Here is a 22,303-nt window from a genome sequence, read left to right as displayed (position 1 = left end):
GTTTATTGCATGCACCGTGCCATGTGCCTGTGCCGGGGACACCGCGCGTGATGGTGCAAGGGGTTGCGGCATCGCTTCGCGCTCGGCGGGCATCCGCGCGCCGCCCTGGCGGGCATTTGCCTGCCCAGGAGATACGCATAACACGTCGCTTTTGCGTGCAGCGTGTCGGGTGGTGGTCAAATTTCGCCCAGGCCCAGCCGCCGCCCGAATGCGGCGGGCGGTTCAGTCCTCGCCCGGCCCGCCGACGGGGGAGCGGCTGACGTCGTTGTTGGCGGCCACCAGCAGCCGCAGGGCTTTCAGGAAGCGCTGGCGCTCCGGTGGCGGCAGGGCTTCCACGGTGCGCTCATGGGCCCGCGCGGCGCCTTCCTGCACCCGCTCCAGCAGGGCGCGGCCGGCGTCGGTCAGTTCCGCCAGCTTCATGCGTTTGTCGCGGGGCGAGACCGCGCGCGTCAACAGGCCTCGGGCTTCCAGGCGCGCCGCCACGTCGGCGATGTTGGTGCGGTCGAGGCCCACGGCGCGGGACAGGGCGATCTGTTCCGCCGCGCCGATCTGGTCCAGGGCGGTGAGCACCGAATATTGCACCGGGGTGATGCCCTCGGCGGCGCATTCCTCGGCGAACAGGGCCACGTGAATCTGGTGCAGGCGGCGGATGAGGAAGCCGGGGCGCTCCTCCAGGTCGCGGATGCGCCAGTCGGCGGGGGGCGTGCCGGCCCGGCGGCCGCGCGCGGGGCGGGGCGGGCCGTCCGCATCGGCGGGGGGTGCTTTCACCATGGGGTCGGGCCCTTCCCGCCCGCGCGGCTGGCGCGGGTGTCCCACGGTGCCGGGCAATGAAGCCGCCGGTTGGCCGGCCCTCGACGGGTACACCGAAACGGCGCCGGGAGCCAGCCCGGGGCCGGTGGATCTGCCGCTGCGGGACAGTCAGGAACTGCCCTGGGACTCGCGGGCGATGACGGTGCGATTGCGCCCGCCGTGCTTGGCCGCATAGAGCGCCCGGTCGGCGGCGTCCACCAGATGGGCATAATCGGGGTGGCCGTCGTAGGCGGCGACGCCGATGGAGGCGGTGACCTGGATGTGGTTGCCGTCCGACAGCCGCAATTGGCGTTCGGCCAGCCGGGTGCGCACCCGCTCGGCGATCTCGTGGCCGTCGTCGATGCCGGTTTCCACCAAGGCGATCAGGAATTCCTCGCCGCCATAGCGGAACACGAAGTCGTTGAAGCGCACGGTGTCCATGACCACGTCGGCGACCTGCTGCAGGATCAGGTCGCCGGTGGCGTGCCCCCAGTGGTCGTTGATGTGCTTGAAGTGATCGATGTCCACCATCAGCAAGGTGAAGGGGGCCCCGGTGCGGCTGGCGATGGAGACCTCGCGGCCGAGAATGGTGGGCAGGAAGCGGCGGTTGAGGGCGCGGGTGAGGGAGTCGCGCCCGCCCTCGACCCCGGCCACGCTCTGGAACAGGTCGCCCAGGACGAACTTGATCTCGTCCACCTGGGTGCGCAGCCGCGCCAGCTGCGCGCGCATGTCCTCCGGCCCCTTGCGCCGGGCTTCCTGCAGCTTGGGCAGGATGATGGCGTCGATCTGGTGCAGGTTGCTGTGAATGGTGTCGAGCCCGTCCGAGCCCTGGAACATCAGGCCGGCGCGGTGGTGCAGCCACAGCCCGAACGGGGATTTGCCGAGCGGCACCAGGGCCGTGTTGGAAACATCGTCGAGCAGCGGGAACAGCACCGATTGCAGCCAGTCCATGAGGGCGGCATTCTGCGTCTCGCGGGTCAGGGACACGTCCTGCCCCACCGCGAACAGGCGGAAGGCCTCGTCCACCTTGGCGCGCCGCACGCTGCCTTGCATGTAGGCCTCGCTCATGAGGCCCATGGCCCAGTCCATGCGGGCGTCCACGAAGATTATGGTCGCAGCCAGGGTGGCGCGGTCGAGATCGCTTTCAACCAGTAGCTTCGCGATTTCCGCCTTGAGCAGCGTCGCGCCGCGGATGACGAGGCCGAGCGGCAGCTTGATCCGCGCATGCACCTCGCCGATCTTGCGCTGGGTTTCGGCATCGGCTTCGCCGAACAGGTCGCCCAGCCACGCGCGAAGGGAATGGATGAGGCGGGTCTCGACCATCTGGTGGCTGAGGAAGGCGGCGGCGTCCGCATCCTCCAGGAAGGTGTCGTAGAAGATTTCCACCAGCCGGGGCGCGTGGCTGGCGATGAGCTGATCGATGGCGGACCGCAGGTCGTCGGGGGCCTCGGGGCGCGCGTGCCAGAGGGGAGCGGCGCGGCCGAGGTCTGGGCTCTGCATCTTGAACACCTTCGTGTGAAAGCGGCGGCGCCGGAAGCGGGCGGTCGACACGCCCCTCGATCCGCCTGTCTCCGATCGCGCGCGGGACGCTCCGACGATATGGATCGCCAGGCGCAAAGCGCAAGCGCCTGGCGCCACCGCGTGCCGGAGCGGGCGGGGCTCGGGTCCCGCGGGGGCGGCGGGCTGGCGGCGCGGGGAGAGCGATCCGGCCGCAATAACCGCCGGGACTGCGCCCGTCGGCCATCCTCTGGCGTGTCACGCCGCGCTTAAGCCACGCGAGCCCACTGCCCCTGTCTCCAGATGCAGCTTTGTCCAACAGGGGAATTCATGCGGGTGTTTCGGAAGGCGGTATTCATTTGTTGGATTGAAGGTGTGGTTTCTTCGACTCTTCAAACATATTGATGTAAATCAATATGTTATATTTATATCCCAAATAGGGTGGGTGCATAATCTGCGATCTTCTGTCTCAGGGGGCCGCGCGCCAGTGCGGGGTGCAAGTGCGGGGTGCAAGTGCAGGGTGCCGTTCCGGGGCGTCTGGCGGCGGCATCCCCCGCTGTCCGCGTCAGCCGGAACCGGCGCGCCAGCGCAGGAATTCATGCACCGCCGGGGATTGTTCGCGCAGGCGGTAGATCATGTACACATCGGCGACGAGGTGCGGCGTCACCGGGCGGAAGACCACGTCATCGCTGGTGAACCGGGCGGTGGAGGCGGGCACCAGGGCGACGCCGAAGCCGGCGGCGATGAGGCTCGGGATGGATTGCGAATCCACCACCTGCTGCGAAACCCGGGGCAGGAAGCCGGCTTCCACGCAACTGCGCTGGATATAGCGCGCGAATTCCGAGGAATCGGGGTGCAGCATCACATGCTCATCCTCGGCAAGGTCCGCAAGCCGCACCGCCGGCGTCCCGGCCAGCCGGTGGCCGAGGGGCAGGATGACCGCGAGGGTCTCGCGCCAGGCCAGGGTGCAGCCGAGATCGGGATGGCGCGCCACCGATCGGTCGAGGGTGATGTCGGTGCGGTTGAAGCTGATGTCGGTGCGATGCTCCAGCACGTCGCGCACCTGCAGGGCGGGGGCCTGCTCAGAGATGACCGTGCGCACCTGTGGGGCGTGGCGCCGGTAGTCGGCCAGCCAGCCGGCGAGGCCGCCGCGCAGGATGGTGCCGGTGGCGCCGATCTCGATCTTGCCCGATTGCCCGGCGCCCACCGACATCACCTGCTGCTGGGCGCGCTCGGCCTGGGCGAGAAGGGCGCGGGCCTGCATCTCCAGTTCCTGGCCGGCGGGGGTCAGTTCCACCCGGCGGCTGGTGCGGGTGAACAGGCGGGTGCGCAGCCCGGCTTCCAGCTGGGCGATGGCCTGCGACAGCGGCGGCTGGGACATGTGCAGGCGCCGCGCGGCGCGGGTGAAGGAGAGGTCCTCCGCCACGGCCAGGAAGTAGCGCAGCTGCCGTAGGTCCATATCCATTTCATATCAATCTAGTTCAATCATATATTGGACATATTCATATTGCGGCGCGACATTGGGCGCAACGGTCGGCGGCGGGGGCGAACCCCGTCGGAACGGCCGGCCTTCCAGTCATTCGGGGATATGAGGACCGCTTTCATGACCATGTTCATGCGTGTTGCCGCCACCTGCGCGGCGCTTGCCTTTTCCAGCGCCATCTTCGCCACCGCCGTGCCGGCCGCCGCCGATACCCTGGCCGAGATTGAAAAGGCCAAGGTGATCCGCATCGCCGTGCCGCAGGATTTCGCGCCCTTCGGCTCGGTCGGGCCGGACCTGCAGCCGCGCGGCTATGACATCGACATGGCCAACTACATCGCCAAGCAAATGGGGGTGAAAGCGGAGCTGGTGCCGGTGACCAGCGCCAACCGCATCGCCTATCTGCAGACCCACAAGGTCGATCTCGTCATTTCCAGCCTCGGCCGCAATCCCGAGCGGGAGAAGGTGATCGACTTCTCGGTGCCCTATGCCCCGTTCTTCTCCGGCGTCTACGGCCTGAAGGGCGACGGCGTGGCCGATGCCGCCGGCCTTGCCGGCAAGACCGCCGGCGCCACGCGCGGCTCCATCGAGGAGCAGGAGTTGACCAAGCTCGTGCCCGCCAGCGCCACGGTGAAGCGCTACGAGGACAACAACGCCACCGTTTCCGCCTTCATTTCCGGCCAGGTGGATTTCATCGCCACCGGCAACACCGTGGCCGCCGCGGTGGCGGAGAAGAGCCCGAGCCGCAAGCCCGAGCTGAAGTTCATCATCAAGAACAGCCCGTGCTACGTGGGCCTCAACAAGGACGAGCCGGCGCTGCTGGCCAAGGTCAACGACATCATCGCCAAGGCGAAGGCCGACGGCACGCTCGCCAAGTTCTCCGAGACCTGGCTGAAGGCGCCCCTGCCGGCGGATTTCTGATCGCGCGCCCTCCAGCACACCGGGGGACGTCGTCATGATCCAGCAGCTCAATTTCGGCGACCTCGTGCCCTATTGGGACGTGTTCGCCCGGGGACTGGTGTTCACCATCGTCCTCACCCTCACCTCCACCGTGGCGGGGCTTGCCCTGGGCACGGCGGGGGCCTGGGCCCGCACCTTCGGGCCCCGCTGGGCCGGGGCGCTGACCCGGGGCTATGTGGAAGTCATCCGCAACACCCCCTTCATCGTGCAGCTCTTCTTCATCTTCTTCGGGCTGCCGGCGCTGGGCGTGAAGCTTTCGGAAGACGTGGCGGCCTTCCTCGCGATGGTCATCAATCTCGGCGCCTATTCCACCGAGATCCTGCGCGCCGGGGTCGAGGCGGTGCCCAGGGGACATCTGGAGGCGGGTGCTTCGCTCGCTATGAGCCGGTGGGAGATCTTCCGCTATGTCGTGCTCAAGCAGGCGGTGATGAAGGTTTATCCGGCCCTGTCCTCGCAGATCATCATCGTCATGCTCGGCTCGGCGGTGGTGTCGCAGATCTCGGCAGAGGATCTGACCTACGCGGCCAATTTCATCCAGTCCCGCAACTTCCGCGCCTTCGAGGTCTACATCGTGGCCGCGGGTCTCTATCTCCTGCTCGCCATCGCCCTGCGCGCGCTGCTGCGCGGTCTCGGCCGGGCGATGTTTCCGAAAGGGTGAGCGCCATGAGCGACTTCAGCTTCTGGATCATCCTGCAGAACCTGCTGCTGGCGACGCGCTGGACCATTCTCCTGTCCCTCATCGCCTTCGTCAGCGGCGGCATCGTGGGCGTGATGGTTCTTCTTGCCCGCGTCTCCCACCATCGGGCGCTGCGGGTGGTGTCGGGGGGGTATATCGAGCTGTTCCAGGGTACGCCGCTGCTCATGCAGCTGTTCCTGTTCTTCTTCGGTGTCGCCCTGTTCGGCATCGAGGTCAGCCCCTGGGTGGCGGCCTGGCTGGCACTCACCTTCTGGACCTCGGCCTTCCTGTCCGAGATCTGGCGCGGCTGCGTGGAGTCCATTCCCAAGGGCCAGTGGGAGGCCTCCGAGAGCCTGGCGCTCTCCTATTGGGAACAGATGCGCTACGTGATCCTGCCCCAGGCCCTGCGCATCGCGGTGGCACCCACGGTCGGCTTCTCGGTGCAGGTGGTGAAGGGCACGGCGCTGGCCTCCATCATCGGCTTCGTGGAACTCACCAAGGCCGGGACCATGCTCAACAACGTCACCTTCCGGCCGTTCCTGGTCTATTCTTTGGTGGCGCTGATCTACTTCGCCCTTTGCTTTCCTCTGTCCTGGTATTCCAAACGTCTGGAGGGTCGCCTCAATGTCGCTCGTTAGCATCAAGGACGTGCGCAAGAGCTATGGCGCGCAAGAGGTCCTCAAGGGCGTGTCGCTGGAGATCGGCCGCGGCGACGTGGTGGCCATCATCGGCCGCTCCGGCTCCGGCAAGAGCACCCTGCTGCGCTGCATCAACGGGCTGGAAACCTACCAGTCCGGGGCCATCACGGTGGACGGCATGGCGGTGGGCGACGGCAAGACCGACCTGCGCACCCTGCGCCGGCATGTCGGCATGGTGTTCCAGCAGTTCAATCTGTTTCCCCATCTCACGGCCGGCGAGAACATCATGCTCGCGCCCACGGTGGTGGTGAAGGAGCAGAAGGGCGAGGCCCGCGCGGTGGCGGAAAGCCTGCTGGAGAAGGTGGGCCTCGCCGGCAAGTTCGATGCCTATCCCAGCCAGCTGTCGGGCGGCCAGCAGCAGCGGGTGGCCATCGCCCGCTCGCTCGCCATGCGGCCGACCGTGCTGCTGTGCGACGAGATCACCTCCGCCCTCGATCCGGAGCTGGTCAACGAGGTGCTGAAGGTGGTGGAGCGCCTGGCCAGCGAGGGCATGACGCTCATCCTCGTCACCCACGAGATGCGCTTTGCCCGCGACGTGGGCACCAAGCTGGTGTTCATGCACCAGGGCCGGGTGCATGAGGAAGGCTCGCCCAGGGCGCTGTTCGCCCAGCCGGGGACGCCGGAACTGGCGCAGTTCGTGGGCAGCCAGCACTAGGCGGGGTCGCGCGGCGGCGACACCGGTTCGCGTGGCGAACATGCGGCGCGGTCCAGGCGTGGCGCGTTGGCCGTGAGCCGAGGCGAGCGGAAAACGCACCCGCGCCAGCCCGTCCCCGGCGCCGCCACTCCGCGCCGTCGGCATTTCATTCAAGGCTTTGGATCTGCTCCGCGTGCGCCGCGGAGCGGCAACGGGCGCTCCTGCCCGCCGGGAGGACAGCATGATACGGGGAGAGAACGTGACCGAGCATCGCCCCCACGCGGCGCCTGCCCAGATGGCGGCGCGCATTGTCGAACGCATCGCGGAACTGGCCGACATCAGCGAGCGTGAAGGAGAGGTGACCCGCGTCGCCTTTTCCCCGGAACATCGCCGGGCGGCCGATCTGATCCTGGGCTGGATGCGCGAGGCCGGCATGGCCGCGCACCTGGACGAGATCGGCAACGTGGTGGGCCGCTACGAGGCCGCGACGCCGGGAGCCCCGGCGCTCATGGTGGGATCGCATTACGACACCGTGCGCAATGCCGGCAAATGGGACGGTCCGCTCGGCGTCATCACCGGCATCGAGTGCGTGGCGGCGCTGGCCGCCGCCGGCCTGCGCCTGCCCCATGCCATCGAGGTGGTGGGCTTCTGCGACGAGGAGGGCGTCCGCTTTTCCTCCACCCTGATCGGCAGCCGCGCCGTGGCCGGGACCTTCGACGAGGGCACGCTGGAGGCGAAGGATGCCCAGGGCATCAGCGTGCGCGACGCCATGGCGGCGTTCGGGCTCGATCCGCGCCGCATCCGCCGGGCGGCGCACCGGCGCGCCGATGTGCTCGCCTACCTGGAACTGCACATCGAACAGGGACCGGTGCTGGAGGCGGAACGGCTGCCGGTGGGCGTGGTCACCGCCATCAGCGGCGCCACCCGCTTCAAGGTGGAGCTGGACGGCATGGCTGGCCATGCCGGCACGGTGCCCATGACCCTGCGGCGCGACGCGCTGGCGGGCGCCGCCGAGTGCGTGCTGGCGATGGAGGCATTGGCCCAGGCCGGCATCGGCGTGGTGGGCACGGTGGGGCAGATGGAGGTGGCGCCCGGCGCCACCAACGTCATTCCCGGCCGGGCGGTCTTCACCATCGACATTCGCGCCGCCGACGATGTCCAGCGCCGCGAGACCGTGTCCGACGTGGTGGACGCCATCGACGAGATCGCCGCGCGCCGCGGCCTCAAGGCGCGCATCACCAAGACCCATGAGAACGGCACCGCCCAGTGCGCGCCGTGGCTCAAGGCGCAGGTGGCCCAGGCCATCGCCGGTGCCGGCCACCGGGTGCTGGAGCTGCCCAGCGGCGCCGGCCACGACGGCATGGCCATGATCGACCTTGCCGACATCGCCATGATCTTCGTGCGCTGCCGGGGCGGCATCAGCCACCACCCCGCGGAGCATGTGGACGACCAGGATGTGGCGGCGGGCGCCGAGGTTCTGCTCGCGGCGCTCACCGGCTTCCGGCCGCGCTGAGCCGGACGCGGCGGCGGCGCGCCGCCGCGTCGTGAGGGCCGATGCCAAAGGCTCATGAGCCTTTGGTCAAGCCTGCGCGGCGCTTGAGCGGACCCACCGGCACCGGTCGAAGACCGGGGCCGGTGGTGTCAGGAGACCTTGCGGATGGCGTCGGCGACCCGGTCGGCGAGCTCGGCGATCTGCGCCGGCTCGATGACGAGGGGCGGGGAGAGCGCCAGCACGTCGCCGGTGGCGCGGATCAGCGCGCCCTTTTGGAAGCAGTCGAGGAACACCTCGTAGGCGCGCGCGCCGGGGGCGCCGGGGCGGGGCTGAAGCTCGATGCCGGCGACCAGGCCGATGGTGCGGATGTCGATGACATGGGGCAGGCCCTTCAGGGCATGCATGGTGTCCTGCCAGGTCTGCGCCAGCGCGCCGCCGCGGGTGAGCAGGTTCTCTTCCGCATAGATCTCGAGGGTGGCGAGGCCGGCGGCGCAGGCCACCGGATGGCCCGAATAGGTGTAGCCGTGGAACAGCTCGATGGCGTTCTCCGGCCCGGTCATCAGGGCATCGTGCACGGCGCGCTTCACGAACACGGCACCCATGGGAATGGTGCCGTTGGTGATGCCCTTGGCGGTGGTCACGAGGTCCGGCACCACGCCGAAATAATCGGTGGCGAACGGCGCGCCGACACGGCCGAAGCCGGTGATGACCTCATCGAAGATGAGCAGGATGCCATGGCGCGTGGCGATGTCGCGCAGCCGCTCCAGATAGCCTTTCGGCGGCAGGATCACGCCGGCGGAGCCGGACATGGGCTCGACGATGACGGCGGCGATGGTCTCCGCCCCGTTGAGCGCGACCAGGCGCTCCAGGTCGTCGGCCAGCTCCACGCCGTGCTCCGGCAGGCCCTTGGTGAAGGCGTTGCGGGAGATGTCCAGGGTGTGGCGCATGTGGTCCGCGGGAATCTGCGGGAACACGCGGCGGTTGTTGACGAGGCCGCCCACCGAGATGCCGCCGAAGCCGACGCCGTGATAGCCCTTTTCCCGGCCGATGACGCGGGTGCGGGTGCCCTGGCCGATGGCGCGCTGGTAGGCGATGGCGATCTTCAGCGCCGTGTCCACCGATTCCGAGCCGGAGCCGGTGAAGAACACCCGGTCGAGCTGGGCCTCGGGACCGCCGGGGGCGACGGCGGCAAGCTTCTCGGCGAAGTCGAAGGCGATGGGGTGGCCCATGTTGAAGCAGGGCGCGTAATCCATGGTGGAGAGCTGGCGTTCCACCGCCTCGGCGATGCGGCGGCGGCCGTGGCCGGCATTCACGCACCACAGGCCGGCGGTGCCGTCCAGCAGGCGGCGACCGTCGTCGGTGGTGTAATGCATGCCCTCCGCCGCCGCGAGCAGGCGCGGCGCCGCCTTGAACTGCCGGTTGGCGGTGAACGGCATCCAATAATTGGCAAGGCTCGGCGTGTTCGGCGTGGCCACGGTCATAATGATCCCCTGTCTCAAGGCGAAAGCAGCCAGAGCACGCGCGGGAATGCGCAACAAGTCCTTTTCTGGGTTTCCGCAAACCCTTGAAAAGAGGCATGCTGGATGCGACGTGTTGCGTATGTCGCAACAACTGCAACAGGCGGGGGAGGGCCGGGCGTGGCGGAGGACCTGGGCGGACGGCTGCGGTATGTGCGCGAGCTGCACAAGCTGTCCCAGCGCGAGCTGGCGAAACGGGTGGGGGTGGCCAATTCCACCATTTCGCTGATCGAGGCGAACAAGAGCAACCCCTCGGTGGGCGCGCTGAAGCGCGTGCTCGACGGCATCCCCATTTCGCTCGCCGATTTCTTCGCCATCGTGCCGGCCCCGCCCCGGAAGGCGTTCTACCGCGCGGATGAGCTGGTGGAGATCGGCAAGGGGCCGATCTCGTTTCGTCTCGTGGGCGACAGCCTGTTCGGGCGCAGCCTGCAGATTTTGAAGGAATGCTACCAGCCCGGCGCCGATACCGGGGTGATTCCCCTGGAGCACGACGGCGAGGAGGGCGGCATCGTGCTCAGCGGCCGCCTGGAGGTGACGGTGGGCACCGAGCGCGCCATCCTCGGTCCCGGCGACGGCTATTCTTTCGAGAGCCGCCGGCCGCATCGCTTCCGCTGCGTCGGACCGGTCCCCTGCGAGGTGGTGAGCGCCTGCACGCCGCCGACCTTCTGAACGCCCGCCCGGATGCCACGGACCGCCGCCGCCCCCGGGGGATAGCGGCTGTCGGGGATGATGTGTCCGACCGCGACAAATGATATCGACCCCAAGGCCTGAATGCCTTCGTGATCGCGGCGTTTCATTCGGCGCATGTGATCGTGAATAGGGATGATATGACAGACCGTTCGCGCCCAACCGAGAGAACGCCATGAGCATGGTGCCCGAGATCATGGACCTTCAGGCGGCCCGCGCGCAGGTGCTGACACGCGCTCCGGTCGATCTGCTGACGCGGTCGACCGGTATTGGTCTTTACGGCACCGGCTTTCTGGGCGGCTGGGCGGTGGCGTATCTGCGGCAGGCGGGGCGCGAGCCCGTCGCATGCTTCGATGGACATCCACAGAACCAGGGCGGCCGCTTTCACGGCATCGCGGTCGAGGCGCCGGACAAGCTGGAGAGCGTCCATCCCGATTTCGTTCTGATCACGGCGCGTCATCATGTCGGCGCCGTCCAGGCCATTCTCGATCGGGCCGGGATTCCCGGATGCTCCTTCGATGCCTGGTACGCGGCCAGCCATTTCCAGCGCTTCATGGCCGTTCACGACCACCTGGCCGATGAACGCGCGCGGCAGACGCTGCGGGCGGTCCTCATGGCCATGCTGAGCGGGGAGAGCGGCTGGCTCGAGCCGGTGTTCGAACGCGATCAGTATTTCTGCCTGCCGCGCTTTACCGGCGCGGAGCGCGAAACCTATGTCGATGCCGGAGCTTATGTGGGGGACAGCGTGGAGCGCTTCCTCTGGGCCAACGCGGGGGTCTGCCGCAGGATCCTGGCGTTCGAGCCCTCGCCCCGGCAGCATGTCGCGTTGACCAGGCGGTGCCGGCGGCTGGCCGAAGAGTGGGCCTTGCCGGAGGGAACGATCATTCTGCACGAGGCTGGCCTGGGCGCCGCCAGCGCGCGCGCCAGTGGCGCGGCCGCCAGCGGCCAACTGCAGAGCATGGCGCTTCAGCAGGCCGAAGGTGGAGACATGGCGGTCCTCGCGCTCGACGACGTCATGGCGGGCGAGCCGGTGACGTTTCTGAAGGCCGATGTGGAGGGTATGGAGATGCCGTTGCTCGCCGGCGCTCGCCAGACGATCATGGCGCACCGCCCGAAGCTCGCGATCTGCGTCTACCACTACCCGTCCGATATTCCTGAGATCACGGCCTATCTGCGATCCTTGGTTCCTCAATACCGGTTCTCCCTGCGCCACCATTCGCCCCGGCTGATGGAGACGGTTCTGTATTGTTGGGTCGAGTGACGTCGCGGCCGGTGTGGACGTGAGGGGCGAGCGGGTGTCGATGAACGGGCCGCGCCCGGGACCACGGGGGTAGGGTAGTCGCGGCCTCGACGCGGCCCTCGGCGTCGAAGCTCCCGGCCGTCGTGGGGGGCACCGGCTGGCGGTCGATGGCCGCCGCCGTCGGCGCGCCGGGCAGGCACGGGACGTCTCCGCCCGGCGCAATCCATGCGCACCAGATCACGCGCCGTGTCGACGACACCCGGAAACGCCACGGCCAAGCCGGTCACGCCGGTGCGCTGCCGGCGTGGCGCGCACGGCCTGCGGCGGTGGCGCCATCTTGGGTTGGTGACCGAACGTTGGTTGCTCGTTCTGGTCCGGCCTCGCCCATGAAGCCAAAAAACGGCACTGAAATTCGCAAACACCCGAATATCTTAACGGCATGTCCGGGAGTCGGGCGGGGCGGGGCGGCGAATGACACAGGCGGTTTCGAAGGCGGTGCGCGGGCGGATCATGTCCAGGCGCGCCGAGGTGCTTCTCGCGTCCGTGGCGGTGTGCGGCTTCACCGCACCGGCCTTCGGCCAATCGACGGCGCCGTCCATCGGCTCCTCGGTCTACTACAAGATGCAGGAGACCGGCTCCAACGGCGGCGGCGGCAGCAATGCCTCGCCCAGCGACCTGTGCATCGACAAGCCCTCCGATGGCGGCGACGGCGGCACCGGCGGCTATGTCTATGCCTATCCCAGCTATAATGGGGCCTCCAGCTACGACGGCACCATGACGCTGGCGAGCTCCACCGGCGGCAATGGTGGCACCGGCGGCAGCGGCAGCAGCTGCGGCTATGCCGGGCGCGGCGGCGGCAGCGGCGGCGCCGGCGGCATGGTGCAGGTGGTGACCAATTATCCCTCCGGCACCTTCGACTTCAGCTATTCGGGCATGGTCGTGTACTCGCAGGGCGGCCGGGGCGGCAACGGCGGCTCCACCGGTTCCACGGAGTATGACGGCGGCAACGGCGGCTCCGGCGGCGACGGCGGGATGCTGAACGTCATCAATTACGTGAACATCACCGCCACCGGTGCGTCCGCCTATGGCATCTGGGCGCAGAGCATCGGCGGGCAGGGCGGCAACGGCGGCAACGAAACCAGCTCCATCAGCAGCGGCAACGGCGGCCAGGCGGGCGCGGGCGGGGCCGGCGGCTCCGTGTTCCTCGACAGCTACGCGAACATCACGTCGCAGCAGTCCACGGCCATCTTCGCCCAGTCCATCGGCGGCAACGGCGGCGACGGCGGGTCCGCCAGCGGCTGGTTCGGCGGGGTCAGCGGCGGTGGCGGCTATGGCGGCGACGGCGGCGCGGTCTGGGTCTCGGCCTATGGTTCCGGCTATGGGTCGAATGCCGGCTATATCACCTCCGCCGGCCAGGGCAGCTGGGGCATCTATGCGCAATCGGTGGGCGGGGGCGGCGGCAATGCCGGCATCGCCGCCGGCCTGATCGCGCTTGGCGGATCGGGAGGGCCGGCGGGCTATTCCGGCACGACACAGGTGGTCAATTACACCAACATCCAGTCCACCGGGGCCTCGTCCGGCGGCATCTTCGCCCAGTCGCTGGGCGGGGCGGGCGGCTCCGGCGGCATGGCCTTCTCGGGGGCGCCGGACCTGGCGGTGGCGCTGGGTGGCTCCGGCGGCGACGGCGGCAACGGCCAGCAGGTGGTGGTGGTCAATTACGGTGACATCTGCACCGGTTCCTGCGACGGCTCGGCCGCGCCCAGCACCACCGCCGGCGGCGCCTATGGCATCCTGGCGCAATCGGTGGGCGGGGGCGGCGGCGTCGGCGGCTTCGGCCTGTCCGGTTCCGCCTCTCTGGTGGCGGGCGCCTCGTTCGCGGTGGGCGGCACCGGCGGCGGCGGCGGCAGCGGCGCGGCGGTGCTGGTGAGCAATGCCGGCTCCATTTCCACCGTGGAGCTGAATTCGGCGGGCATCCTTGCCCAGTCCATCGGCGGCGGCGGCGGCAGTGGCGGCGGCGCCCTGTCGTTCTCGCTGTCCGGGGGTGTCGCGGCCTCGATCTCCCACGGCGGCTCCGGTGGTTCCGGCGGCGCCGGCGGGGCGGCGGCCACCAATTGCAACAAATACACCGGCAACACCGGCGACAATGCCGCCTGCTCGTCCATCACCTTCACCGAATGGGGACCGATGTCGTCGCCGGCCACCGGCGCGCTGGTGTCCACCGCCGGCCAGGGATCGGCCGGCATCGCCGCCCAGTCCATCGGCGGTGGCGGCGGTTCCGGTGGCTATGCGGTGACCCTGTCCGGCTCCAGCGAAGGCAGCTTCGCCCTCAGCTTCGGCGGCTCGGGCGGCTCGGGCGGCGCCGGCGGCGCGGTCTATGCGGGATCCAACGGCGTCAGCATCACCACCACCGGCGACGATTCCATCGCCCTGCTCGGCTCGTCCATCGGCGGCGGCGGCGGCACCGGCGGCGCCGCCATCTCGGGCGCCATCGCGGACGGTTCCGCCATCACCCTGGGGGTGGGCGGCAAGGGCGGCTCGGGCGGCGCCGCCGGCTCGGTGGTCGCCGACAATCCCGGCGGCGTCATCACCACCACGGGTGAGCGTTCCCACGGCATCCTGGCCCAGTCCATCGGCGGCGGCGGCGGCGCCGGTGGCGCCACCATCACCGCCAGCGCCAGCGACGGCCTGGCGGCAAGCCTTGCGGTGGGCGGTTCGGGCGGCTCGGGCGGGGCGGCGTCGCAGGTGTGGGTCTACAACCAGAACAGCTCGGTCAACAGCGCCTACGGCTCGGCCAACATCACCACCTCCGGCTATGGCTCGAGCGCCATCGTCGCCCAGTCCATCGGCGGCGGCGGCGGGACCGGCGGCTATTCCATTTCGGCCGACCTGTCGGTGACGGCCTCGCTCGGGGCCAGCATCGGCGGCGCCGGTGGTTCCGGCAATACCGGCGGCACGGTGAACGTGGCGAACTGGGGCGCCCTCGCCAGCACCGGCGGCGGTGCGCCCGTGGTGCTCGCCCAGTCCATCGGCGGCGGCGGCGGGGCTGGCGGCTTCGCCGTGGCCGGCGACATCTCCACCTCCGTCGCGACCAGCTTCGCCATCGGCGGCGGCGGCGGCGCCGGTTCCAGCGCCCAGAACGTCACGGTCACCAGCTATGGCGCCATCACCTCGGCGGCCGGCGCCGCCGGCTTCGCGCCGGGCGTGGTGTCGCAATCGCTGGGTGGGGCGGGCGGCTCGGGCGGGTTCGCGGTGAGCGGCGGCATCGCCGAGGACGCCAGCCTGTCGCTGGCGCTGGGCGGGGGTGGCGGCTCCGGCGGCTCGGGCTACACGGTCTACAATTATCTTTACGCCCCGGTGCAGACCTCCGGCGCCCATTCGGCCGGCGTGGTGGCGCAGAGCATCGGCGGCGAGGGCGGCCTCGGCGGCTTCGCGGTGGCCGGCGGGCTCGGCTCCGGTGCCGCGGCCTCAACCAGCATCGGCGCAGGCGGCGGCACGGGGGGCAATTCCTACGGCACCGGCATCAACACGGCCTCCATCACCACCTCCGGCAACCAGTCTGCCGGGCTCATCTCCCAGACCATCGGCGGGGCTGGCGGCAATGGCGGCTGGGATGTGGCTGGCGGGCTCAGCACCGGCGCTTCCGCGCCGGTCAGCATCGGCGGCACCGGCGGGGCCGGCGGCACCGTCCATGACGGAAACTCGGTCCAGATCAGCGGCAACGTCACCACCGACGGGCTGCTGTCGTCGGGCGTGATCCAGCAGTCCATCGGCGGCTCGGGTGGCAACGGCGGCTTCAGCGCCGGCGCGGCGGGCGCGGTGGTGTTCGCCTCCGACGTGACGGTGGGCGGCGGCGGCGGTTCCGGCGGCGGCTCCAACACCGTCACCTCGACGGTGACGGGGACCATCACCACCGGGGGCGACCAGTCCTTCGGCATCCTGGCGCAGTCCATCGGCGGGTCGGGCGGCAATGGCGGCTTCGCCATCGCCGGCTCGGGCGCCACCGGCGGCGGCGACGCGAAGGTGTCGGTGGGCGGCGCGGGCGCCACCGGCGGCGGCGGCGGCTCGGGCCAGAACGCCGGCGCCGTCTATGTCACGGCCGCCAGCATCACCACCCAGGGCTATCAGTCGGCTGGCATCCTGGCGCAGTCCATCGGCGGCTCGGGCGGCAATGGCGGGTCGAGCCGCGCCTTCAGCCTGTCGGGCACCAGCTCCAGCACCGATGGCGCGGCGGCGAGCGTGGCCATCGGCGGCGCCGGCTCCTCAGGCGGCGCCGGCGCCCTGGTGCAGGTGACGCAGACCGGTGTCATCCAGACCGGGACCAGCAGCGGAGGCAGCGACCAGGCGGCCGGCATCATCGCCCAGTCCATCGGCGGCTCGGGCGGCAATGGCGGCTCGGCGGACGCCAACGCGGTGGCCTCCACGGTCTCGGTGGCGGTGTCCATCGGCGGCGGCGGCGCCAATGGCGGCAATGGCGGCGGCGTGACGGTGGCCAGCAACGCCGGCAGCAGCGCCAACGGCATCCAGACCTACGGCGCGCAATCGGCGGCGATCCTCGCCCAATCCGTCGGCGGCGGCGGCGGCAACGGCGGCTGGTCGCAGGCGACCGCCTCCAGCAACGAATACGCGGCCGGCGTCGCCATCGGCGGCAGTGGCGAGGGCGGCGGCGCCGGCGGCACGGTGAGCGTCAGCAGCGGCGGCACGCTCATCACCCACGGCGCCAGCTCGGCCGGCATCTTCGCCCAGTCGGTGGGCGGCGGCGGCGGCAACGGCGGTGCGGCATCCTCCACCACCACGGGCGCTGCGGGCGGCGAACTGCAGGGCGGCGTCACCTCGGTGGCGGGCGCCGGTGCGGCGCAGGACGCGAGCACCGTCAGCTCCGCGCTCTCGGGTGATTCCTCCAGCAGCCCCTCGGCCAGTTCCGCGCAGCCGAGCGACGGCATCGCCGCCTCGCTCTCCATCGGCGGCTATGCCGGCGGCGGTGGCGGCGGGGGCACCGTGACGGTGGACACCAGCTCGGCTATCCTCACCTACGGTCTGCAATCGTCCGGCGTGTTCGCCCAGTCGGTGGGCGGCGGCGGTGGCAGCGGCGGGAGCTCCTCCAGCAATTCGAACGGGGATTCCTACGCCGCCTCCATCAGCCTCGGCGGCGGCGCCGGCGATGGCGGCAGCGGTGGCGCCGTGACGGTGACTGCCACCGGCAACATCCAGACCTTCGGCCCGCAGGCCTATGGCGTGTTCGCCCAGTCTGTGGGCGGCGGCGGCGGCAATGGCGGCTCGGCATCCTCGACCACCACCAGCGGCGGCCAGGGCGCGGTCACCCTCGGGCTCGGCGGCACCGGCGGCGATGGCGGCACCGGCGGCGCGGTAAACGTCACTGTGGGCGCTTCCGGCGTGGACAGCTATGTGAATACCGTGGGCGCCGGGGCGGCCGGCGTGTTCGCGCAGTCGGTGGGCGGCGGCGGCGGCAACGGCGGCTCCAGCACCGCCAGCGCCAGCGTGTCGAGCTCCTCCAGCTCCGGGTCCAGCGCCTCCAGCGGCAGCCTTTCGGGCAGCGCCAGCGGTGACGAGACGTCGTCGGCGGCGGGTACCGACAGCTCCGGCAAGAAGGGCGGCCAGGCCGGCAGCGACGGCGGCACGGCGGTGGCCCTGAGCCTCGGCGGCGCGGGCGGCTCGGGCTCCGACGGCGGCGCCGTCAGCGTCACCAACTACGCCACCATCATCACCGGCTACGATCTGACCACCGGCACGGCGGCGAGCGTCAGCGGCGACAATGCAGCCGCCATCTTCGCGCAGTCGGTGGGCGGCGGCGGCGGCAACGGCGGGGCGAGCAGCTCCAACGCCTCGGCCAGCGACAATTCCATCTCGCTGGCGCTGGGCGGCAGCGGCACCGGCGGCGGCAACGGCCAGGGCGTGGGGGTGACCACCACCGGCACCCTGCTCACCTTCGGCAACGCCTCCAGCGCCGTGTTCGCGCAATCCATCGGCGGTGGCGGCGGTAATGGCGGCTCGTCCTCCACCACCACCGGCTCGGGCGGCACGATGTCGCTCGCCCTCGGCCTCGGCGGCTCGGCCGGGCAGGGCGGCGCGGGCGGCGATGTGACGGTGACGGTGAACGCCGGCGACAGTACCTATGCGACGGCCGGCATCTATACGGCCGGCGTGCAGTCCAACGGCATCTTCGCGCAGTCGGTGGGCGGCGGCGGCGGTTCCGGCGGCGCGGTGGTGGCGGCGGCGACCGCCGGGGACGGTTCCGGCGGCGGCAGCGCCTCGGGTTCGGCCAGCGGCTCGTCCGCCTCGGCCTCCAGCGGCGTGGCGCTGGCGCTCGGCCTCGGCGGCACCGGCGGCGCGGGCGGGGCCGGCGGCACCGTCACCGTCGAATCCTACGCGACGATCACCACCGGCGGCCTCCAGTCTTCCGGCATCTTCGCCCAGTCGGTGGGCGGCGGCGGCGGCGCCGGCGGCGCCACCAGCGGCAACGCCAATTCCGGCACCTATGTCCTCAGCCTCGGGCTCGGTGGCTCGGGTGGCACCGGCGGGGCCGGCGGCACGGTGAATGTCGACCAATATGCGGCGGTGTCCACCTCCGGCATCCTGTCCTACGGCATCTTCGCGCAATCGGTGGGCGGCGGCGGCGGCGCGGCGGGCGCCTGGAGCTCCACCACCGCCGATGGCGGCAAGGCCAGCATCGGCATGTCGCTGGGCGGCACCGGCGGCAGCGGCCAGGTCGGCGGCAGCGTGAATGTGCTCATCACTGGCACCACCGTCACCAAAGGCGCGGGCGCGACCGCGGTGCTGGCCCAGTCCATCGGCGGCGGCGGCGGCGCCGGCGGCTCCAGCCAGTCGAGCGCCTCCAACGGCACCATCGCCACCGCGCTGGGGCTCGGCGGCTCGGGCGGCACCGGCAATGACGGCGGGCAGGTCTATGTCCAGGTCAACAATTCCGTCCAGACCTCGGGCGCCAACGCCTATGGCCTGATGGCGCAGTCGGTGGGCGGCGGCGGCGGCATCGGCGGCGCCAGCACCGGCAGTTCCAGCGGCGGCGGAGATGTGACCACCTCCCTCAACCTGGGCGGCACCGGCGGCGCGGCCGGCGACGGCGGCTACGTGGCGGTGCAGCTCTATGGCGCCAGCGCGCCGATCAGCCTCACCACCTCCGGGGTCAATGCCTACGGCCTGGTGGCGCAATCGGTGGGCGGCGGCGGTGGTGCCGGTGGCGCCACCAACAGCACCGTCACCGGCTCCGGCGACGTCACGGTGGGCCTGGCCCTCGGCGGGTCGGGCAGCTCCGGCGGTTCGGGCGGCGAGCTGTCGGTCTATACCGCCAACGGCACCATCGCCACCAAGGGCGCGGGCGCGGTGGCGCTGCTGGCGCAGACGGTGGGCGGCGGCGGCGGCGCCGGCGGCACCGCCGACGTGATGGCCTCCGCCTCGTCCTCCAGCGGCACGGCGGCCTATGCCGGCGGCATCACCCTGGGCGGCAGCGGCGGCGCCGGCGGCGACGGCGGCACCATCGGCATCGCCAATTGGATGACCACCACCACCAGCGGCGCCTTCGCCCCGGCGGTGCTGGCGCAGTCCATCTCCGGCGGCGGCGGCCTGGCGGCGGGCACCACCAACGTTTCCGGTAGCCTCGCCAATGCCTCGGTGACGCTGAATCTTGGCGGCAGCGGCGGCCTCGGCGGGTCGGGCGGCACCATCACCCTCGACAATTACGGCACGGTTTCCACCAGCGGCGCGGATTCCTACGGCATCGTCGCCCAGTCCATCGCCGGCGGTGGCGGCCTCGCGGGCATGCTGGCGGAGGGCAACGGCACCACCGCCATGACCGTCAGTCATGGCGGCACCCTGGGCGCCACCGGTTCCGGCAGCGGTGCCGGCGGTTCGGTCACCCTGCAGGCCAGCTCCGTCACCACCAGCGGCAATCGGGCCATGGGCGTGGTGGCCCAGTCCATCGGCGGCGGCGGCGGCATCGTCGGTCTGCCCAGCGTCGATCAGTCGAGCACCGGTTTCAGCGGCAGTCTCACCCTGGGCGGCTCCGCGGGCGGCGCCGGCGGCGAGGTGTCCGCCACGCTCGCATCGGGCCAGATCACCACATCCGGCGGCTTCGCCTATGGTCTTGTGGCCCAGTCCATCGGCGGCGGCGGCGGCATTTCCAGCGCCACCACCAATGCCACCCTGGGCGGAACCGGCGGCGGCGCGGGTGGCGCGGTGACGGTGGCCACCTCCGGCAGCATTCGCACCAGCGGCGGCGCGGCCGTGGGCCTCATCGCCCAGTCCATCGGCGGCGGCGGCGGCATCGTGCATGCCGGCTCGGATGTGACGTTCGCGGGCAGCGGCGCTTCGGCCGACGGCGGAACGGTGGCCGTCACCGTGGGGAACAGCATCAGCACCAGCGGCACCAACGCCGCCGGCGTCATTGCCCAGTCCATCGGCGGCGGCGGCGGCGCGGCGCTCACCAACGACGCGGCCATCACCAGTACGGTCAAGACCGGCGCGGGCAGCGGCGGGGCGGTGACGGTCACCGTCAACGCCGCCATCTCCACCACCGGTGAAGGTGCGGACGGTGTCATTGCCCAGTCCGCCGGCAACGGCGGCGGCCTGGTGATGAACGGCACCACCATGCAGCTCGTCTCGGGCAGCGGCGGCGTGTCGGGGAAGGTGACGGTGAACGCCAACGCCGACATCAGCGCCACCGGCGCGGGCGCCACCGCCATCCTCACCCAGGGCAATGGCGATCCCATCGTCAACATTGCCTCCGGCGTGCGGATCCTCGGCGGCTCGGGGGGCGCGGCCATCGCCAGCGACGGCGCCCAGAACATCGTCAACAACGCCGGCATCCTGGCCACCGTGGACGGGGCTGCCGGGCGGGCGGTGACCGCCACCACCGGCTATGCTCAGATCGCCAATTCCGGCGTCATCGTCGGCGACCTCGCCCTCACCCGGGGTGCCGCCAACCGGGTGGACAACGGCGCGGCCGGCGTGCTGCTGGCCGGGGCGAGCCTCGATCTCGGCGGTGCCTCCCGCGTTCTGAACAATGCCGGCATCCTGCGCCGGGGCGCGGCGGATCTCGGCAGCACGGTGATCGACGGCAACCTGGCCCAGGGCGCCACCGGCACGCTGCTGGTGCGGGCCGACCAGGCCGCCGGCACGGCGGACACCTTCGCGGTGACCGGCGCCGCCACTCTCGGCGGCACCGTGCGCGGGGCGCTGATGAACACCGGCGGCATCGTCCAAGGCCGCTTCGAGACTGGGTTCCTGACCGCAGCGGGCGGGGTGTCCGTCGCCGGGCTCAAGGTGGCGGGTGACACCGCCATCGTCGACTTCTCCGTGGTGGAGACCCGGTCCGGGCTGGCGCTGGGCACCGCCATCGACTTCACCCCGGCGGGCCTGTCCGCGCACGGCCAGACGCTCGGCGCCTCGGTGGGGCAGATCCAGGCCGGCGGCAGCTCGGCGCTGTTCGAGGCGATCGTCCCGGCGCTGCTGAACATCCCGACCGTGGGCGGCCTGGAGACGGCCTACCAGACGGTGGGCGGCGGCGGCGTGTCGGTGGTGCCTCAGGCCATGATCGGCGCCACGTCGGGGACGCTCTCCACCATCACCACCCAGCTCGACCTGTGGCGGCTCGGGCTGCGGGCGCCGGCGGGCGAGGGCCTCACCGCCGATCCGGTGACGGCGCGCGGCCTGTGGGCGGCGCCCACCGGCAGCTTCATTACCGGCGGCGGGCTGTCCGGTTCCACCATCGGCACCTCCGTGGGCATCGACGGCCGGCTGGAAAACCTGCCGCTCCTGCTCGGCCTCGCCGGCACCTTCTCGGCCATCAACCTCGCGGCCGACGACTATGGCGCCAGCACCACCACCACCTACGGCGGGGTGAGCCTCTATGGCCTTTACCAGGCCGGGCCGGCCTACCTGTCGGCCATCGTCACGGCGGGCTATGGGCATAGCGGGTTCGACCGAAACCTCTATGGCCTGGGGCTGAGCCTCGCCACCAGCACCGGTTTCGACGGCGTCACCCTGGGCGGTCGCTTCGAGGCGGGCTACACGCTGCCGCTGGCCGGCCTCGGCGCGCGGCTGACGCCGTTCCTGGCGATCGAACCCATGGCGCTGTGGCAGGGCGCGAGCACGGAGGCCTTCGGGGCGTTCGGGCGCGGGCTGAGCTATGAGGCGGGGACCATCACCGCGCTGCCGGCCTATCTCGGCCTGCAGATCGACGGCACATGGCAAGGCGCGGGTGGGATCGGCTACGCGCCATTCCTGCGCGCCGCGTGGATGCATGACTTCAGCCCCGGGCGGGACGTGTCGCGCAGCTTCGCCGAGCTGCCGGCGGCGGTGTTCTCGGGCAATCCACTGCCGACCGTGAGCGACGCGGCGGACCTCCACGCCGGCATCCAGATCTCCGGCGCGGGCGGCATCACCTTCTCGGCGGCGTTCGACGCCCAGATTGGCGCGCAGACGTCCAATCTGGGTGGCTCGGGCGTGTTCCGAGTGCGCTGGTGAGCACCGCCGCCCCCGGCCATGGGCCGGGGGCGGCGGAGATGGACACGTGCGGGGGATCGTGTCCATCGAACGAGCGGGCGCCGGGGCCTGGGCCGGCGACTGGCGGCGGGCCGGAGCTTATCGCCGCGACGGCGCG

At 70.9% G+C, this 22,303-nt stretch carries 12 protein-coding genes; 8 read left to right on the top strand and 4 right to left on the bottom strand.

The genetic code is table 11. From position 1 onward, the window contains the following. Nucleotides 1-222: 222 nt before the first annotated feature. The 3 genes from V5F53_RS13265 to V5F53_RS13255 form a co-directional block, all read right to left on the bottom strand. Nucleotides 223-771 carry a MarR family winged helix-turn-helix transcriptional regulator gene (locus tag V5F53_RS13265; RefSeq protein ID WP_393995378.1) on the bottom strand — a complete coding sequence of 183 codons (549 nt, stop codon included), beginning with the start codon at nucleotides 769-771 and terminating at the stop codon, nucleotides 223-225. A 147-nt stretch (nucleotides 772-918) separates the two neighbouring features. Further along, entirely contained in the window at nucleotides 919-2,289 is a 1,371-nt protein-coding gene (locus V5F53_RS13260) for a GGDEF domain-containing protein (protein ID WP_393995379.1), read from the bottom strand. Nucleotides 2,290-2,851: 562 nt separating this feature from the next. After that, nucleotides 2,852-3,745: a LysR substrate-binding domain-containing protein gene (locus tag V5F53_RS13255; RefSeq protein WP_393995380.1), complete on the bottom strand. Its 894-nt coding sequence runs from the start codon at nucleotides 3,743-3,745 to the stop codon at nucleotides 2,852-2,854. 144 nt (nucleotides 3,746-3,889) lie between these two features. On the opposite strand from V5F53_RS13255, the gene V5F53_RS13250 reads away from it, so the two are divergent. The 5 genes from V5F53_RS13250 to V5F53_RS13230 all read left to right on the top strand — a co-directional run bounded on the left by V5F53_RS13250 (nucleotide 3,890) and on the right by V5F53_RS13230 (nucleotide 8,247). Beyond that, a complete protein-coding gene (locus V5F53_RS13250; RefSeq protein WP_393995381.1) occupies nucleotides 3,890-4,687 on the top strand; it encodes a transporter substrate-binding domain-containing protein in 798 nt (265 codons plus the stop codon). Nucleotides 4,688-4,721: 34 nt separating this feature from the next. Beyond that, a complete protein-coding gene (locus V5F53_RS13245) occupies nucleotides 4,722-5,384 on the top strand; it encodes an amino acid ABC transporter permease (RefSeq protein WP_393995382.1) in 663 nt (220 codons plus the stop codon). A gap of 5 nt (nucleotides 5,385-5,389) precedes the next feature. Beyond that, complete coding sequence (locus V5F53_RS13240; RefSeq protein ID WP_393995383.1) at nucleotides 5,390-6,040, top strand: amino acid ABC transporter permease; 651 nt, start codon at nucleotides 5,390-5,392, stop codon at nucleotides 6,038-6,040. After that, nucleotides 6,027-6,755, top strand: coding sequence for an amino acid ABC transporter ATP-binding protein (locus tag V5F53_RS13235; RefSeq protein ID WP_393995384.1), 729 nt, complete (start codon nucleotides 6,027-6,029; stop codon nucleotides 6,753-6,755). The genes V5F53_RS13240 and V5F53_RS13235 overlap by 14 nt, the downstream gene beginning before the upstream one ends. 220 nt (nucleotides 6,756-6,975) lie before the next feature. Beyond that, complete coding sequence (locus V5F53_RS13230; RefSeq protein ID WP_393995385.1) at nucleotides 6,976-8,247, top strand: allantoate amidohydrolase; 1,272 nt, start codon at nucleotides 6,976-6,978, stop codon at nucleotides 8,245-8,247. 128 nt (nucleotides 8,248-8,375) lie between these two features. Here the strand turns inward: V5F53_RS13230 and aptA are convergent, their stop codons facing one another. Beyond that, on the bottom strand, nucleotides 8,376-9,707 hold the full coding sequence (gene aptA / locus V5F53_RS13225) for an omega-aminotransferase AptA (protein ID WP_393995386.1): 1,332 nt from the start codon (nucleotides 9,705-9,707) through the stop codon (nucleotides 8,376-8,378). Between the two features lie 156 nt (nucleotides 9,708-9,863). On the opposite strand from aptA, the gene V5F53_RS13220 reads away from it, so the two are divergent. The 3 genes from V5F53_RS13220 (at nucleotide 9,864) to V5F53_RS13210 (ending at nucleotide 22,167) form a co-directional block, all read left to right on the top strand. Beyond that, complete coding sequence (locus V5F53_RS13220; protein ID WP_393995387.1) at nucleotides 9,864-10,412, top strand: cupin domain-containing protein; 549 nt, start codon at nucleotides 9,864-9,866, stop codon at nucleotides 10,410-10,412. A gap of 193 nt (nucleotides 10,413-10,605) precedes the next feature. Beyond that, nucleotides 10,606-11,691: an FkbM family methyltransferase gene (locus V5F53_RS13215; protein WP_393995388.1), complete on the top strand. Its 1,086-nt coding sequence runs from the start codon at nucleotides 10,606-10,608 to the stop codon at nucleotides 11,689-11,691. A 450-nt stretch (nucleotides 11,692-12,141) separates the two neighbouring features. Further along, the gene (locus V5F53_RS13210) at nucleotides 12,142-22,167 is read left to right on the top strand and encodes a hypothetical protein (protein ID WP_393995389.1); all 10,026 of its coding nucleotides are present in this window, start codon (nucleotides 12,142-12,144) and stop codon (nucleotides 22,165-22,167) included. Nucleotides 22,168-22,303 lie beyond the last annotated feature (136 nt).

The sequence above is a fragment of the Xanthobacter cornucopiae genome (assembly GCF_043195065.2).
In the GTDB taxonomy this organism is placed as follows: Bacteria; Pseudomonadota; Alphaproteobacteria; order Rhizobiales; family Xanthobacteraceae; genus Xanthobacter.
This window is presented reverse-complemented; position numbering and strand designations above follow the sequence as displayed.